This is a genomic window from Streptomyces sp. LaPpAH-108 (assembly GCF_000373625.1).
GTDB lineage: Bacteria > Actinomycetota > Actinomycetes > Streptomycetales > Streptomycetaceae > Streptomyces.
The window spans coordinates 568,912-584,854 of the sequence record NZ_KB891995.1; the positions used below are offsets into that span (position 1 = coordinate 568,912).

The 15,943-nt window shown below is 73.6% G+C and carries 13 protein-coding genes; 9 read left to right on the forward strand and 4 right to left on the reverse strand.

Going from position 1 to position 15,943, the window contains the following annotated elements; genetic code table 11:
- Window positions 1-106: 106 nt before the first annotated feature.
- Entirely contained in the window at window positions 107-2,680 is a 2,574-nt protein-coding gene (locus B079_RS0121720; RefSeq protein WP_018547947.1) for a SulP family inorganic anion transporter, read from the reverse strand.
- Window positions 2,681-3,056: 376 nt separating this feature from the next.
- On the opposite strand from B079_RS0121720, the gene B079_RS0121725 reads away from it, so the two are divergent.
- On the forward strand, window positions 3,057-4,322 hold the full coding sequence (locus B079_RS0121725; RefSeq protein ID WP_018547948.1) for a hypothetical protein: 1,266 nt from the start codon (window positions 3,057-3,059) through the stop codon (window positions 4,320-4,322).
- Window positions 4,323-4,361: 39 nt separating this feature from the next.
- On the opposite strand, the gene B079_RS0121730 is transcribed toward B079_RS0121725, so the two are convergent.
- The gene (locus B079_RS0121730) at window positions 4,362-5,342 is read right to left on the reverse strand and encodes an ATP-binding protein (RefSeq protein ID WP_158685042.1); all 981 of its coding nucleotides are present in this window, start codon (window positions 5,340-5,342) and stop codon (window positions 4,362-4,364) included.
- 144 nt (window positions 5,343-5,486) lie between these two features.
- Between B079_RS0121730 and B079_RS0121735 the strand changes: the two genes are divergently transcribed.
- Complete coding sequence (locus B079_RS0121735) at window positions 5,487-6,311, forward strand: Fic family protein (RefSeq protein WP_018547950.1); 825 nt, start codon at window positions 5,487-5,489, stop codon at window positions 6,309-6,311.
- A gap of 384 nt (window positions 6,312-6,695) precedes the next feature.
- On the opposite strand, the gene B079_RS0121740 is transcribed toward B079_RS0121735, so the two are convergent.
- Complete coding sequence (locus B079_RS0121740) at window positions 6,696-7,529, reverse strand: HAD family hydrolase (RefSeq protein WP_018547951.1); 834 nt, start codon at window positions 7,527-7,529, stop codon at window positions 6,696-6,698.
- A 583-nt stretch (window positions 7,530-8,112) separates the two neighbouring features.
- On the opposite strand from B079_RS0121740, the gene ssd reads away from it, so the two are divergent.
- From ssd to B079_RS0121775, 7 genes are all read left to right on the forward strand, one after another.
- The gene (gene ssd / locus B079_RS0121745; RefSeq protein WP_018547952.1) at window positions 8,113-9,216 is read left to right on the forward strand and encodes a septum site-determining protein Ssd; all 1,104 of its coding nucleotides are present in this window, start codon (window positions 8,113-8,115) and stop codon (window positions 9,214-9,216) included.
- Window positions 9,213-10,445: a TadA family conjugal transfer-associated ATPase gene (locus tag B079_RS32550; protein WP_018547953.1), complete on the forward strand. Its 1,233-nt coding sequence runs from the start codon at window positions 9,213-9,215 to the stop codon at window positions 10,443-10,445. Before ssd ends, B079_RS32550 begins: the two co-directional genes overlap by 4 nt.
- Window positions 10,438-11,313 carry a type II secretion system F family protein gene (locus tag B079_RS0121755; RefSeq protein WP_018547954.1) on the forward strand — a complete coding sequence of 292 codons (876 nt, stop codon included), beginning with the start codon at window positions 10,438-10,440 and terminating at the stop codon, window positions 11,311-11,313. The genes B079_RS32550 and B079_RS0121755 overlap by 8 nt, the downstream gene beginning before the upstream one ends.
- 185 nt (window positions 11,314-11,498) lie before the next feature.
- Window positions 11,499-12,167, forward strand: coding sequence for a type II secretion system F family protein (locus B079_RS32555; protein WP_420705782.1), 669 nt, complete (start codon window positions 11,499-11,501; stop codon window positions 12,165-12,167).
- A 65-nt stretch (window positions 12,168-12,232) separates the two neighbouring features.
- Window positions 12,233-12,433: a DUF4244 domain-containing protein gene (locus B079_RS34155; RefSeq protein ID WP_078496037.1), complete on the forward strand. Its 201-nt coding sequence runs from the start codon at window positions 12,233-12,235 to the stop codon at window positions 12,431-12,433.
- A 40-nt stretch (window positions 12,434-12,473) separates the two neighbouring features.
- The gene (locus B079_RS32560; protein WP_078496054.1) at window positions 12,474-12,809 is read left to right on the forward strand and encodes a TadE family type IV pilus minor pilin; all 336 of its coding nucleotides are present in this window, start codon (window positions 12,474-12,476) and stop codon (window positions 12,807-12,809) included.
- Window positions 12,809-13,246, forward strand: a complete 438-nt coding sequence (locus tag B079_RS0121775) for an Rv3654c family TadE-like protein (RefSeq protein ID WP_018547958.1) — start codon at window positions 12,809-12,811, stop codon at window positions 13,244-13,246. Before B079_RS32560 ends, B079_RS0121775 begins: the two co-directional genes overlap by 1 nt.
- On the opposite strand, the gene B079_RS0121780 is transcribed toward B079_RS0121775, so the two are convergent.
- A complete protein-coding gene (locus tag B079_RS0121780; RefSeq protein WP_234016839.1) occupies window positions 13,216-15,918 on the reverse strand; it encodes a DEAD/DEAH box helicase in 2,703 nt (900 codons plus the stop codon). The two genes, B079_RS0121775 and B079_RS0121780, sit on opposite strands and share 31 nt — an antisense overlap.
- Window positions 15,919-15,943 lie beyond the last annotated feature (25 nt).

Genomic DNA, 15,943 nt, shown 5'->3' on the forward strand with positions numbered 1-15,943 from the left:
GTGTCCGTTGTGTCCCGGGCCACACCTCATCAGACCAGGAGGCCGATGACAAGGGTGGGCCGCAGAATTGGTTTAGACCTTTCTGCGGCTCACCCGGAGCGGCGGCTCACGCGGGACCGCAGACCTCTTCCACCTCTCTCATGTCCTCTCTGACGTCGTGGAACACCCCTTTTTCCGCCGGGCCGCCCAGCAGATAGGCCCGCGCCTCGCCCACGTGGAAATACATCCCGTGCAGCTCCAGCGCACCGGCCGCCAGGGCGCGGGCCACCGACTCGTGCGCCCGCAGATGCGCCAGTTGCTGGACCACGTTGGTCAGGCACAGCCGCTCCACCGCGTCGGCGGCCGGGCGCTCCGCCAGCCGGGGCGCCGTGCCCTCGGCGGCGGCCATCCGCTCCAGGCTCGGCAGCCCGTACCGCAGCCAGCGTCTGAGCGGACTCGGGGCAGCGCCGGGCTCCGCCGTCAGCAGGGCCTGCATCGCTCCGCACCCGGAGTGCCCGCACACCGTGATCGAGCGGACCCCGAGCACGTCCACCGCGTACTCGATGGCGGCGGCCACCGAGTCGTCGGTGTGCTCCTCACCCGGGGGCGGGACCAGGTTTCCCACGTTGCGCACCACGAAGAGGTCGCCGGGGCCGCTCGCGGTGATCATCGAGGTGACCAGCCGGGAGTCGGCACAGGTGAGGAAGAGCTGCGAGGGCCGCTGCCCCTCCCGCGCCAGCCGGGCCAGCTCCTCGCGGACCAGCGGGGCGGTGTTCCGCTGGAACGAGCTGATGCCACGGGCGAGTTCGTGGGGGTAGGTGTCGGAGGCCGGGATGTCGGGGACCGGGGCGTCGGAGGCGGAGGCGGAGGCGGAGGCGTCGGAGGCGGGGGCGCCGGGGACGGTGTCGGGCGCGACGGCGGAGCTGAGGTCCGCGCGTCCCGGCTCCGGGCCACCGGCCGTCCCGGGGGAGCCCGCGCCCGGTGCACCTCTTCCCGGTCCGCCTCTTCCCTGGGCGGCTGTTCCCTGTGCGCCTGTTCCATGGGTGTCTGTCCTCCGCGCACCCGTCCCTCGCCGACCCGTGTTTTCCGCCGAACCGCCGGACGGCATCGCGCACTGGTGGTTGCGCCACGGTGTCCAGGGGCGGCAGCGGCAGGCGGTGGAGGGTGCCTCGGGGGAGTGGAACGTGCCGTGTCTGCCGGTCAGTTCGGCCGAGCCGCCGCGCACGGTGTGGGAGGTCCGCCAGTCCTGCAGCGCCTCGTACGCCGCGTGGTCCATGAACGAGCCGTCCAGCTCCACGACCGCGCGGGCGCCCTGGGGTACACGGTGCAGGGTCCTGCTGAGCCGGGGCACGGCGAGGAACGTCAACTGGCCGCGCACCTGCACATGGTGGACCCCTTCCCTCTCCTCGTGCGTGATGCGGGTGTGGGTGAGGCGGCGCAGCGCGAGGAAGACGGCCACGGCGATCCCGAGAAGGACGCCCTCCAGGACGCCGAGGACGACGACGCCGAGCGTGGTGGCGGCGTACACCGGGACCTCGCGGTGGCGGTTGACCGTGCGGATGTGGTGCAGGGACACCATCTGGATGCCGACGGCCATCACCAGGGCGGCGAGCGCGGCGAGCGGGATGTGCTCCAGGAGCGGGACCATCAGCAGCGTGGCGATCACCACGAGGCCGCCGTGCAGCATCGTGGAGTTCCGGCTCACCGCGCCCGCGTTCACGTTCGCCGTGCTGCGGACGGCCACTCCGGCGACGGGCAGGCCGCCGAGGGCGCCGGAGACGATGTTGGCCGCGCCCTGACCGAGGAGTTCGCGGTCGAGGTCCGAGCGGCCGAGCCGGGCCTGGGCCCCGGTGCGGGCGGCGGCCATCTTGTCCACGGCGACCGCGCCGAGCAGTGACTGCACGCTGCACACCAGGGTGGTGGTGAGCACGGCGGCCACGATGCCGAGCGCAGGACCCTCGGGCAGCCCGGCCAGCGCGTGGCTGCTCCAGGAGGGCAGGTCGACGCGGGGCAGGCTGAGCCCGGCGAGCAGGGCGGCGGCCGTGGCCCCGGTGACCGCGACGAGCGGGGCCGGGACCTTGCGCAGCAGGCGCCCCGGTTCGCCGGGCAGCCGGGGCCAGGCCAGCAGCAGCGTCAGAGTCAGCGCGCTCACCGACACCGCGGCCGGGTCCAGCTGCGCCAACTGGTGCGGCAGCGCGCGGAGGTTGGTCAGCACGGAGCTGTCCGGGTTGCCGCCGAGCACGATGTGCAGCTGGGCCACGGCGATGGTGACGCCGATGCCCGCGAGCATCCCGTGGACCACGGCGGGGCTGACCGCGAGGGCGCCGCGCGCCACCCGCAGGCAGCCCAGGCCGAGTTGGGCGAGTCCGGCGAGGACGGTGATGCCGCAGGTGGCCCGCCAGCCGTACCGGTGGATCAGGTCGGCGGTGACCACGGTCAGTCCGGCGGCCGGGCCGCTGACCTGGAGCGGGCAGCCGCCGATCCGCCCGGCGACGATCCCGCCGACGGCGGCGGCGACCAGACCGGCCTGCAGGGGAGCGCCGGTGGCGAGCGCGATGCCGAGCGAGAGCGGCAGGGCGATGAGGAAGACGGCGACGGAAGCGGACAGGTCGGCACCCTCGAGGGCGAAACGGCGGCGCCGGGGTGGTCGGTCGGTGGGTGGCGAGTGGGAGTGAAGGCGAGTGGGGGCGGTGGCTGACATGGTGTCCCGTCTCCTCCGGGGCTACGCGGTCGCGGACTTGCGGTGGCTCGCCCGTACTCCGCCGTGTGACGGCGGGAAATGGGGCGGGTGTTCGGTCGCGGCCGTGGGTCACGGCGTGCAGCGGCGGGATGAATCAAATTTCGGTAAATGAATCGTAATGACACGTAAATGTCCCGCATAGTCTTTCGAGGCAAATGGCGCATATCTCCACTCGCCAGAGTGAAGAGGGCATTCCATCGGCTTGTCTTACTAATTCCTTCTCGGCCCCGTGCGACCTTGGCGGCGCCGTCGGGGCGAACCCGGCGCACCCGCACAAAACGCCGTCGTCAGCTCGCCCGAGAGAAGCGCCTGAGAGAAGGAAGAAGGTGGGCGGAACATGGCCGCCACCCAGAGGATCGCCGTCTGTGCCATGGTCGCCGCGGCCGGTGCCGCGTCCCTCGCCGGCTGCGCCGCCGGCTCCCCGCCCGCGAAGGAGGGTGCGCCCGGTCCGCAGCAGGGGGTCGCCGCCCCCAAGAGCGTGGTCCGGCTGATCGGTGACGGCTCCACCGCCTACACCGGGTCGCAGCCGCACCTGCCCAGGCCCGAGAAGCTGAAGCCCGGTCAGCAGCCACCGCAGTTCGTGGTGTTCTCCTGGGACGGCGCCGGGGAGGACAGCCAGAAGCTGTTCTCGCACTTCCGCAAGGTCGCCAAGGACAACCACGCGAACATGACGTTCTTCCTCAGCGGCGTCTACATGCTGCCGGAGGCCAAGCGCGACCTCTACAAGCCCCCGCAGCACTCGCCGGGCCGCTCCGACATCGGCTTCAACGACGACCAGGGCATCGCCGACACCGCCAAACAGGCCCGCCTCGCCTGGCTGGAGGGCAACGAGATCGGCACCCACTTCAACGGCCACTTCTGCGGACCCGACGGCGGCGTCGGCCAGTGGTCGGTGGACGAGTGGAAGAGCGAGATCAGCCAGGCCAAGCAGTTCGTGAAGACCTGGAAGACCAACTCGGGCCTGAAGAACGCCTCCCCGCTCCCCTTCGACTACGACAAGGAACTCATCGGCGCCCGCACCCCCTGCCTGGAGGGGCAGAAGAACTTCGTGAAGGCGGCGAGCCAGCTGGGCTTCCGCTACGACTCCAGCGGTGTGAACAACCAGCTCTGGCCGAAGAAGAAGGAGGGCCTGTGGGATCTGTCGATGCAGCTGGTCCCCTTCCCCGGGCACACCTTCGAGCAGCTGACCATGGACTACAACTTCATGGTCAACCAGTCCGGCACCCAGACCCAGGGCGACCCCGACAAGTTCGGCATCTGGGGCGACGAGATGCGTGACGGCCTGCTCAAGGGCTTCGACCGCGCCTACAACGGCAACCGCGCGCCCCTGATCATCGGCAACCACTTCGAGTCCTGGAACGGCGGCACCTACATGCGGGCCATCGAGGACGTGGTGAAGACGGTGTGCGGCAAGCCCGACGTGCGCTGCGTCTCCTTCCACGAACTGGCCGACTGGCTGGATGCGCAGGACCCGCAGACCCTCACCAAGCTGCGCACCCTGGAGGTCGGGGAGGCGCCCAAGCAGGGCTGGGCGTCCTTCCTCTCCGGCCGCCCGGCACCGGCGCCGAAGGGCGTGCCCGGGGCACCGGCGGCCAAGCAGTAGACGCCGGCCGGGCGGTGGGTGCCGCCCGGGCCGTGGACGTCAGGCGGGGGTGGCGACACCCTCGCCCAGCACGAAGCCGGGGTCGATCTGCGCCGCCAGGTCGGCCCCGGTGCGCTCGTTCCCCCAGGACTCGGCGTTCCTGAGGTGGAAGTGCGCCATCTGACGGGTGTAGTGCTCCCAGTCGCGCAGTGCGTACGTCGCGTCGGCGGCGCTCTTCAGCCGGTGCAGCGCGGCCGCGTTGGTCTCCTCCAGGAGCCCGAAGCGCGGCGGGCGCCCCTTCTCCATGGCGCGCACCCAGTCCGAGTGCCCGACCGTCACCAGCAGGTCGTCCCCGACCTCCTTGCGCAGGAAGTCGACGTCGTCCTGGGCCTGGACCTTGTTGCCGACGACCTTCAGCGTGACGTCGAAGTCGCGGGCGTACTCCTTGTACTGGCGGTAGACCGAGACCCCCTTCCGGGTCGGCTCGGCGACGAGGAACGTCATGTCGAAGCGGGTGAACATGCCGGAGGCGAAGGAGTCCGAACCGGCGGTCATGTCCACCACCACGTACTCGTCGGGGCCGTCGACGAGGTGGTTCAGGAACAGCTCCACCGCTCCGGTCTTGGAGTGGTAGCAGGCGACCCCGAGATCGGCGTCGGTGAAGGGGCCGGTGACCATCAAACGGACGGCGCCGCCGTCGAGTTCCACCGGGCGCGCGCAGGCGTCGTAGATCGCGTTGGGCTCCCGCACCCGGACCAGCCGCGAGCCCTCGCCGGGCGGGGTCGTCTTGATCATCGTCTCGGCGGAGGCGATGCGCGGGTTGCTGCCGCGCAGATGGTTCTTGATGAGCCGCAGCCGGTCGCCCATGGCGGGCAGCGCGGCGGCCTCCGCCTCGTCGAGGCCGAGGGCGGGGCCGAGGTGCTGGTTGATGTCGGCGTCGATCGCGACCACCGGGGCTCCGGCGGCCGCCAGATGGCGGATGAAGAGGGAGGAGAGCGTGGTCTTGCCGCTGCCGCCCTTCCCGACGAAAGCAATTTTCATGTTCACGAACGGTAGTCGCTTCATCGCTTTCCGTGTCAGGAAGTCCGGGGAAGACCACTCCTTCGTGGGGTGGCCGTCCGGCGGTCGCGAGGCATCCCCAGGGGTGCGGGTCCGGGTCACGGGCGGACGCGTAGGGTCGTACGCATGAGTACGACTGGTGCGACCGCCGACCCGCTCGCCGCCCTGGGATCGCTGCCCGGTGTGGCCGACTCCGTGGAGTCCGTGCGCAAGGCCGTGGACCGGGTCTACGGGCACCGGATCATGCGGCGCCGCAGCAACGCGATCACCTCCGAGGCCGCGCTGCGCGGGGCGCGTGGTTCGGCCGCGCTGTCCGGTGCCGACTGGGGCCTGGAGGAGGTGCGGCGGCGTACGGACTTCAGTACGGACGCCGAGGCGCGCGTCATGGGCGCGGCCCTCCGGCTGACCGCCGAGGCGGGCCAGCTGCTGTCCATCTGGCGGCAGTCCCCCCTGCGGGTGCTGGCCCGGCTGCATCTGGTGGCGGCTGCGAGCGACGGCGACGAGGTGGGCCGTCCGCGCCGCGCCGGTGAGCGGGCCGACGAGCCGCTGATCGAGCTGCCGCTGCCGGACGCCCCCGAGGTCTCGGGCCGCCTGGACGGCCTCGCGGACCTGATCATCGCGGGCAGCTCGGCGCCCGCCCTGGTGACGGCCGCCGTGGTGCACGGTGAACTGCTCGCGCTGCGCCCCTTCACCTCGCACAACGGGCTCGTCGCCCGCGCCGCCGAGCGCATCGTGCTGATCGGCAGCGGTCTGGACCCGAAGGCGGTGTGCCCCTCCGAGGTCGGCCACGCCGAACTGGGGCGCGCGGCCTATCTGGGGGCGCTGGAGGGCTACGTCTCGGGCACTCCGGACGGCATGGCGGCCTGGATCGCGCACTGTGGCCGCGCGGTCGAACTCGGCGCCCGTGAGTCGACGGCGGTGTGCGAGGCGCTTCAGCGCGGGGCGGCCTGAGCGAGGCCGGACGCGGGGCGGCCCGCACAGGGTTGCGGCGGTACGAATCCTTCTCGTACCGCCGCTGGCATGTTCACCCGGGTTACCAAGCGTCCTCGTGTGTTGCTCATCAGGTCGGGGTGCTTTGCCCGGCCCTGGTGCAGCAGGCCCGTAATCGACGGTCCGACGTCGCGTGGGTGCCCAGTGTTCATGCGAGGTCCGTAAGGCCAAGTGCGTAGTAACAGGGAATCCTCGCGGATGTCCTTTGGTCTCGCGGGCCGTTGACTCCTTTGTACTGCAAAAGGGGAGAAATCGGAACCCCTGGCCGCACTTCTTTACTTATGAACCCATCTCGGATTTCAGGTTTGATTCCCGGGCGAACCGGTGTGAGGCGGGAAGAAACGGTCAGGCGGTCGCCGTGCGGCGCCGGTTGGCGTACCAGACGAGGCCGGCCGTGGCCGCCGCCGCACCCACGGCCGCCATCGCGACGAGCGCGGGGCGCGGCGGGACCGAGAGGGTGGGCAGCCGCTGCTTGAGCCGGACCGGCTTGCGGAACTCCAGGACCGGCCAGCCGCGCGCGACCGCCTCGCGGCGCAGTGCGCGGTCGGGGTTCACGGCGTGCGGGTGGCCCACCGCCTGGAGCATCGGCAGGTCGGTCACCGAGTCGCTGTAGGCGTGGCTGCGGTCGAGGTCGTAGCCCTCGGACGCGGCCAGCTCGCGGACGGCCTCGGCCTTGGTGGGGCCGTAGGCGTAGTACTCGACCTCGCCGGTGTAGCAGCCGTCCTCGCCGACGACCAGGCGGGTGGCCACCACGCGGTCGGCGCCGAGCAGTTCGCCGATCGGCTCCACCACCTCGGCGCCCGAGGTGGACACGATCACCACGTCGCGTCCGGCGGCGTGATGGCGCTCGATGAGCGAGGCGGCCTCGTCGTAGATGATCGGGTCGATCAGATCGTGCAGGGTCTCGGCCACGATCTCCCTGACCTGCCGCACGTTCCAGCCGCGGCACAGCGTGGACAGATACTCGCGCATCCGCTCCATCTGGTCGTGGTCCATACCTCCGGCCAGGAAGACGAACTGGGCGTATGCGGTGCGCAACGCCGCCCTGCGGTTGATCAGTCCGCCTTGGTAGAAGGACTTGCTGAAGGTGAGTGTGCTCGACTTCGCAATGACCGTCTTGTCCAGGTCGAAGAAGGCCGCTGCGCGGGGCAAGGAGTGGTTTTCCACGTCCCTGAGCATAGGCGCCCACCATTCGGCGTAAGGTGTGGCGCGTGGGTTTGCCTGAGAAGCCTCTCGGGTACACCATGGAAGTCACGGATCGTTCGCGACCGTGCTAACCCGGTCCGGCTCCTCCCCCCCCGAGTCGGACCGTGGGGACGACCCCCGCTCTCCCCCCCGGCGGGGGTCGTCGCATGTCCAAGTGGGGTTTCTCCTTCCTTTTCCGGTGTGGATCCGGTGGCGGCCGACGGCTGGCCGCCCTTTCGTCATGCCCATGATTGATTACGTACGGTAATCATCAGAGTGCGCTGTGGAAGTCGTACACGAACCGTGTGCGCGTCACTGGTTTGAGTGACGGAGATATTCACAGGCCCTTCGGCATCCACAGTTTTCGACCAAGATCCACATCATTTCCGGGTTCGCCGCATCGTGATTCCACCGCGCTCCGGAGCGGGCCCCCTCGATGGCCTGATCGCAATGCCCGGACGCGTATGGCCGGTTCCTATCGGCCGTTCATATGGAGACCTTTACCGGTTCTCCACAACTCGGGGAATCGCGTGGCCCGAGGGGACCGCGCGCACCACGCAGCGAAAGGGAATCCGCCATGACCGCAGCCGTCACCCACGATCCGCCACCGACCGCCGGAGACCGGACACCCCGCCCGCTCATCGTCACCGAGGACGCCCTCCTCCTGGACGACCTGCTGCGCCTGTGCGCGGCGGCGGGCGCCACACCCGAGGTCCACCACGGCGTCCCCGGCCACGGCGGCTGGTCGGCCGCCCCGCTCGTCCTGGTCGGGGACGACGCCGCCCGCCGGGTGCGCGGGGCCGCGCGCCGCAGAGGAGTGGTGCTGGTCGGCCGCGACCAGGACGACCCCGATGTGTGGAAACGCGCCGTCGAGATCGGCGCCGACCACGTCCTGATGCTGCCCGACGGCGAGCAGTGGCTCGTCGACCGCATCGCGGACGTGGCCGAGGGCGTCGGCCGCCCGGCCCTCACCGTCGGGGTCATCGGCGGCCGGGGCGGCGCCGGGGCCTCCACCCTGGCCTGCGCCCTCGCCGTCACCTCCGCCCGCGAGGGCGTGCGCACCCTCCTGGTGGACGCCGATCCGCTGGGCGGCGGACTCGACGTGCTCCTCGGCGGCGAGAGCGCGGAGGGCCTGCGCTGGCCCGCCTTCGCCGCCTCGCGCGGCCGGGTCGGCGGCGGCGCCCTGGAGGAGTCCCTGCCCGCGCTGCACGCCCTGCGGGTGCTCAGCTGGGACCGGGGCGACTGCGTGGCCGTGCCGCCCCAGGCCGTCCGCGCGGTGCTCGCCGCCGCCCGGCGACGCGGCGGCACGGTCGTCGTCGACCTCCCGCGCCGCCTGGACGACGGGGTCGCCGAAGTCCTCGCCCAGCTCGACCTGGCCCTGCTCGTCGTCCCGGCCGAACTGCGCGCCATGGCCGCGGCGGGACGCGTCGCCTCCGCCGTCGGCATGGTCGTGCGCGACCTGCGCGTCGCGGTGCGCGGACCGTGCGCGCCCGGACTCGACGACCGCGAGGTGGCCCGGCTGCTCGACCTCCCCCTGGCCGGCACCGTCCCCCTCGAACCCGCGCTCACCCGCCCGCGCGCCACCGCCAAACCGCCCGGCGCGAACGGGCGCGGCCCGCTGGCCCGCTTCTGCGCCGCCTTCTGGGAGCAGGCCCTGGCCGAGACGGGAGGCCCCCGATGACCCTCCCCGGACTCGACCGGGCCGACGGCGCGGCCCTGCTCGACGGTGTCCGGCGCCGCCTGGCCGAGAGCGGCGCCGAACCCACCCCCGCCCGTGTCGCCCAGGCCCTGCGCGAACAGGGCCGGGTCCTGGGCGACGCCGAGGTCCTGGGCGCGGCCGAACACCTGCGCTCCGAACTGGTCGGCTCCGGCCCGCTGGAACCGCTGCTCGCGGACCCCGCGGTCACCGACGTGCTGGTGACCGCCCCGGACCGGGTGTGGGTCGACCGGGGCGGCGGCCTGGAGCTGACCCGGGTGACCTTCCCCGACCCGGCGGCGGTACGACGCCTCGCGCAGCGGCTCGCCGCCGTCGCCGGACGGCGCCTGGACGACGCGCGGCCCTGGGCGGACGCCCGGCTGCCCGACGGCACCCGGCTGCACGCCGTGCTGCCCCCGGTGGCCGTCGGCTGCACCTGCCTCTCCCTGCGGGTGGTGCGGCCCCGCGCCTTCACCCTCGCCGAACTGGCCCGCGCAGGCACCCTGCCACCCGCAGGCGACCGGCTCCTGCGCGCCCTGCTGGACGCCCGGCTCAGCTTTCTCATCAGCGGCGGAACCGGCTCCGGCAAGACCACGCTCCTGAGCGCGCTGCTCGGCCTGGTCGGACCCCGGGAGCGGATCGTGCTCGCGGAGGACTCGGCCGAGCTGCGACCCGACCATCCGCACGTCGTACGGCTGGAGACCCGGCCCGCGAACCAGGAGGGCGCCGGTCTGGTCACGCTGGAGGACCTGGTCCGGCAGGCGCTGCGGATGCGGCCCGACCGGCTGGTCGTCGGGGAGGTGCGCGGGCCCGAGGTGGTGCATCTGCTGGCCGCGCTCAACACGGGCCACGAGGGCGGCTGCGGCACCGTGCACGCCAACGCGGCGGGCGACGTACCGGCCCGGCTCGAGGCACTGGGCACGGCGGCCGGGCTCGACCGGGCCGCGCTGCACAGCCAGTTGGCGGCGGCGCTGTCGGTGGTGCTCCATCTCGTGCGCGACCGGACCGGACGGCGCCGGATCGCCGAGGTGCACGTCCTGGAGCGGGACGCCTCCGGCCTGGTGCGGACGGTGCCCGCACTGCGGTGGGGCGAGCGGGCGTTCGTCGCCGAGCGGGGGTGGTCACGACTGCGGGAGCTGCTGGGCGGCGGGCGCTTTCAGGGACTTGAGGACCGCGAGCACGGTCGCGGCGACGGGAGTGGTGGCGATGGCTGAGGTCGGCATGGGCGAACTGGGCACGGGCGCGGCGCTGGTGTGCCTCGCGGGCCTCGGGTGGACGTACCGCACGCGGCAACAGGGAGTACGGCGGGCGCGGTTGCTGCTGACGGGCGGCGGGACGGTGGCGACCGGGCCGCCTTCCCTGGAGCGGGCCGTGGCCGAACTGCGGCGGCGGACCGGCAGGTTGGGTGCCGAGTGGTGGTCGCTCGCGGCCGGGCTGCTGCTGGCCTTCCTGGGCGCGTCGGTGATTCCGGTGGTCGCGGGGGCTGTCGGGGTGCCGCTGCTGCGCAGATTGCGGATCGCCGGACAGGCCCGGAGGGCCGAGGAACGCCGGGCGGAGGCGGTGATCGCCCTGTGCGGGGCGCTGGCCGGGGAGGTGCGCGCGGGACGGCAGCCCGGCGAGGCGCTGCTGCGGGCCGAACGGGACTGCGGCGGGCTGGGTGAGGCGCAGGCCGCCGTGATCGCCGCCGCCCGCTTCGGCGGGGACGTGCCGGGGGCCCTCGCCCTCGCGGCACGGCGGCCGGGTGCCGAGGGACTGCTGGGGCTCGCCGCGTGCTGGCGGGTCGCCGTGGACCAGGGCGCGGGACTCGCCGACGGCCTCGACCGGCTGGACGGCGCCCTGCGCGCCGAACGCGACCAACGGGCCGACCTCCGCGCCCAGTTGTCCGGCGCCCGCGCCACCGCCCTGCTGCTGGCCGCGCTGCCCGTGCTCGGGCTGCTGCTCGGCGCCGCCATGGGCGCCCACCCGCTGCGCGTACTGCTCCACACCGGGGCCGGACTCGGCTGTCTGGCGGCCGGGGCGGTGTTCGAGGCGGCCGGGGTCTGGTGGTCCCACCGGATCGTGCGGGGAGCGGAGGCGACATGAACGGGGAGTTCGTCCACAGGCTGGGGGTGACGGTGTGCGTGGCGTCGGCTCTGGCGTGGGTGGCGTGGCGGGTGGACGCGGCTCGGCGGGGGCGGCGGGAGAGGCATCGGGCGGCGGGGTTGGTGGCGGGTGCCCGGGGCGGCGGCGGTGCGAGCAGTGCCCGCGGACGGACGAGGGTGACCGGTGTGCCGCCGACCGTGCCGGTGCTCGGGAGCGGGCACACGGCCGGTGGACTGCCGGGCGCTGTACGACCGTGGCTGCCCCTCCTCGGCGCGGCCGGTGGGGCGTGGGTCCTGGTCGGCGGGGTCGCGGGAGCCCTCGTGGGGCTCGGTGTGGCGGCGGGGCTGTGGCGATGGCGTCGCGAGAAGGGCGCCCGGCAACCCGCCGAGACGGTCGACAGGGCGGCAGCCGCCCGTCAACTCCCCCTCGCAGCAGAGCTGCTGGCAGCCTGCGTCGCGGCCGGAGCCGAACCCGTGGTCGCCGCGCAGGCGGTCGGGGACGCCCTCGGCGGGCCGGTCGGGGACGCGCTGGCGCGGGGTGCGGCCGAGGTACGGCTCGGCGGTGAACCGGCGGGCGCCTGGCGGCGGTTGACCGCGCTGCCGGGGGCGGGACGGCTCGCCCGGCTGCTGGAGCGGGCGTCCGAATCGGGGCTGCCCGCCGCGGCCCCTGCGGCCCGGATCGCCTCGGACGCGCGGGCGGAGTCGGCCCGCGCCGCCACGACCCGGGCCCGTCGGGCGGCCGTGCTGATCTCCGCGCCCGTGGGGCTGTGCTTCCTGCCCGCCTTCATCGCCATCGGGGTGCTGCCCGTAGTGATCGGGCTGGCGGGCGGGGTGCTGGGAGGAGGTGGTCGCTGAGGAGGGAGCGTGAGTGATTCCGACCGTAAGCAGGACCGAGCAGGCTGATCAGAAAGGGACTTGAGATGCGACAGAAGGCAGGACGGGTGTGGCGGCGGCTGCGGCAGCGGTGCCGCGAGGACGCCGGAATGGTGACCTCCGAGTACGCCATGGGGATCATCGCGGCGGTCGGGTTCGCGCTGCTCCTCTACGAGGTCGTCACCAGCGGGCAGGTCAAGGCGGAGCTGCAGGGCATCGTGAAACGGGCGCTCAGTGCGCACACATGAGCCGCGCGGCGACCGGGGGTTCGTGACCGCCGAGTCGGCCATGGCGCTGTCCGTGCTGGTGGCGTTCACCATGACGCTGGTCTGGGGGCTGCTCGTGGTCGCCGCCCAGATCCGGTGCGTGGACGCCGCCCGCGCGGGCGCCCGGGCCGCCGCCCGGCAGGACCCGGATGACGCGGTGCTGCGGGCGGCCCGCGAGACGGCGCCGGACGGCGCCGAGGTGAGCGTCGGCCGGGAGGGCGGCCGGGTCAGGGTGACCGTGGTGGCCAGACCACCGGTGCTGAGCGGGCTGCCGTTCGACGTACGGGAGGAGGCGGTCGCCGATGCGGAGGAGACCGTCGGCGCCGGGGAAGCCCCGGCCCGGGAAGGAGGCGGGTGATGAGGTGGCGGGACGGTACGGCTCACCGGGGCCGGGGAGACCAGGGCTCCGCGACCGTCTGGAGCCTCGGGGCCGTCGCGGTGCTGTGCGTGGTGTTCGGTGCGGTGCTCGCCCTCGGGCACGCCGTCGTCGTACGGCACCGCGCGGCCGGCGCGGCGGACCTCGCGGCGCTCGCGGCGGCGGACCACTGGGCCGAGGGCGACGTGGCGGCGTGCGCCCGGGCCGAGCAGGTGGCCACGGCACAGGGCGCGCGGCTCGTGCGGTGCGTGCTCTCCGGGGAGATCTCGGACGTGAGCGCGGGCGTGGGACGGGGGCCGTTCACGGCGGAGGTCAGATCCAGGGCGGGTCCGGCGACGGATTCCACGGGGCCGGTGCCGGACCCCGGGGCGCCCGCCTCGCCGCCCTCTCACTCACCGACGCGCTCCCCGGCGGGCTGAGACCCGGCCTTCTCGGCCCCTGCCGCGTCTGTGCGGCTGGCCCCGGCCGCGACCTCGGGGCCTGCCGTCCCGGCGGCCTCCGCCTCGGCCCGGCTCACCTCGACGCCGCTCACCTCGGTGCCGCTCGCCCCGGCCTCCGCAGCCCCGGCCTCCGCAGCCCCGGCCTCCGCAGCCCCGGCCTCCGCAGCCCCGGCCTCCGTGGCCCCGGTACCCGCGCCCTCCGCCTCGGCCGCCCCCCGCAGCAGCACCCCCAGGAGCCGCACCGCTCCCCGCTTGTGCAGGGGATCGTTGCCGTTGCCGCACTTGGGGGACTGGATGCAGGACGGGCAGCCCGCGTCGCACTCGCAGGAGGCGATGGCCTCGCGGGTGGCGGTGAGCCAGGAGCGGGCGGTGTGGAAGGCGCGTTCGGCGAAGCCCGCACCGCCGGGGTGGCCGTCGTAGACGAAGACGGTGGGCAGCAAGGTGTCGGGGTGGAGCGGGACGGAGACGCCGCCGATGTCCCAGCGGTCGCAGGTGGCGAAGAGGGGCAGCATGCCGATGGAGGCGTGTTCGGCGGCGTGCAGGGAGCCGCCGAGGATCTCCGGGCTGATCCCGGCCTGGTCGAGCTGGTCCTCGGTGACCGTCCACCACACCGCGCGGGTGCGCAGCGTCCGCGGAGGAAGGTCCAGTTTCGCCTCGCCGAGCACTTCACCGGTGATCAGGCGGCGGCGCAGGAAGGAGACGACTTGGTTGGTGACCTCGACGGAGCCGTAGCACAGGCGCCCGGCGCCCCACGGGATCTCGGTGTCCGTCTCCAGGACGGAGATCGAGGTGGTGTCGCGGGCGACGGTGGAGTAGGGCGGGTCGGCCCGTTCCACCAGGGCGACGGAGTGCTTCAGGTCGAGCGAGCGCACCAGATAGGTGCGGCCCTGGTGGAGGTGGACGGCGCCCTCGTGGACGGTGGAGTGCGCGGAGCCCGCGTCCACCGTGCCGAGCAGATGCCCGGTGCCCTCCTCCACGATCTGCACCGGGGGTCCGCCCTCGCCGCGGATGTCGGTCAGGTCGGCGGCGCGCTCGCGGCGGGTCCAGTGCCAGGCGCGGGTGCGGCGGCGCAGCAGCTTCGCGGCCTCCAGCTGGGGCAGCAGCCCGGCGGTCGCGGGGCCGAAGAGATCGAGGTCGGCCTCGGTGAGCGGGATCTCGGCGGCGGCGGCGCACAGGTGCGGGGCGAGGACGTAGGGGTTGTCGGGGTCCAGGACCGTGGACTCCACAGGGCGGTCGAACAGGGCCTCGGGGTGGTGGACGAGGTAGGTGTCCAGCGGGTCGTCGCGGGCCACCAGCACCGCAAGGGCGCCCTGTCCGGCCCGGCCCGCGCGGCCCGCCTGCTGCCACAGGGAGGCCCGGGTGCCCGGGTAGCCCGCGATGACCACCGCGTCCAGGCCCGAGACGTCCACGCCCAGCTCCAGGGCGGTCGTGGCGGCCAGACCGAGGAGTTCGCCGGAGTGCAGGGCGCGCTCCAGGGCGCGGCGTTCCTCGGGGAGGTAGCCGCCCCGGTAGGCACGGACCCGTCCGGCCAGCGAGCGGTCGACCTCGGCCAGCCGTTCCTGGGCGATGACCGAGATCAGCTCGGCGCCGCGCCGGGAGCGGACGAAGGCGACCGAGCGCACGCCCTGGACGGCGAGGTCGGTCAGCAGGTCGGCCGTCTCGGCGGTGGCGGTGCGCCGCACGGGGGCGCCCTTCTCGCCGTGCAGCTCGGTGAGCGGGGGCTCCCAGAGGGCGAAGACGAGTTCGCCGCGCGGGGAGGCGTCGTCGGCGACCTCGACCACCGGCAGCCCGGTCAGCCGCCCGGCGGACACGGCGGGCTCGGCGGAGGTGGCGGAGGCGAGCAGGAAGACGGGGGAGGAGCCGTAGCGGGCGCACAGACGGCGCAGCCGTCGCAGCACCTGGGCGACGTGCGAGCCGAAGACGCCCCGGTAGGTGTGGCACTCGTCGATCACGACGTACTTGAGCGACTTCAGGAAGGAGGACCAGCGGGGGTGGGCGGGCAGGACGCCCCGGTGGAGCATGTCGGGGTTGGTCAGCACGTAGTTCGCGTGCTGGCGGACCCACTCGCGTTCCTCGAAGGGGGTGTCGCCGTCGTAGACGGCCGCGCGCACCGCCGTGCCGAGCGGGTCGGCGAGTTCGCGCACCGCGCGGCACTGGTCGGCGGCCAGGGCCTTGGTGGGGGACAGGTACAGGGCGGTCGCGCCCCGGCCGTTCGGCGCCTCGGAGCCGTCCAGGAGCGCGGAGAGCACCGGGACGAGATAGGCGAGGGACTTGCCGGAGGCGGTGCCGGTGGCGACGACCACCGAATCGCCGTCCAGCGCGTGCTCGGCGGCGCGTGCCTGGTGGGCCCAGGGGTGCTCGATCCCGCACGCCTCGACCGCCGCGACGACCTCGGAGCGAATCCGGTCCGGCCAGACGGCATGGCGGCCCGCGCGCGGGGGCAAGTGCTCCGTATGAGTGATGCGCGCGGATCTGCTCGGGCCGGAGGCGAGCCTGCCCAGGACCGCCCCCGGGGACGGGTGGGACGCCGGGTCCGGCTGGGATCGGTCGGGTCGGTGATTCTTGGCCATCGGCACCGAGTGTGTCACCGGCTTGACGGACAATGGAGCCAAGGCGTCGTGCACACCTGCCGGTAAGTGATTGAATGCCATCGCGGCTGGCGTTGCGTCCCGGGGG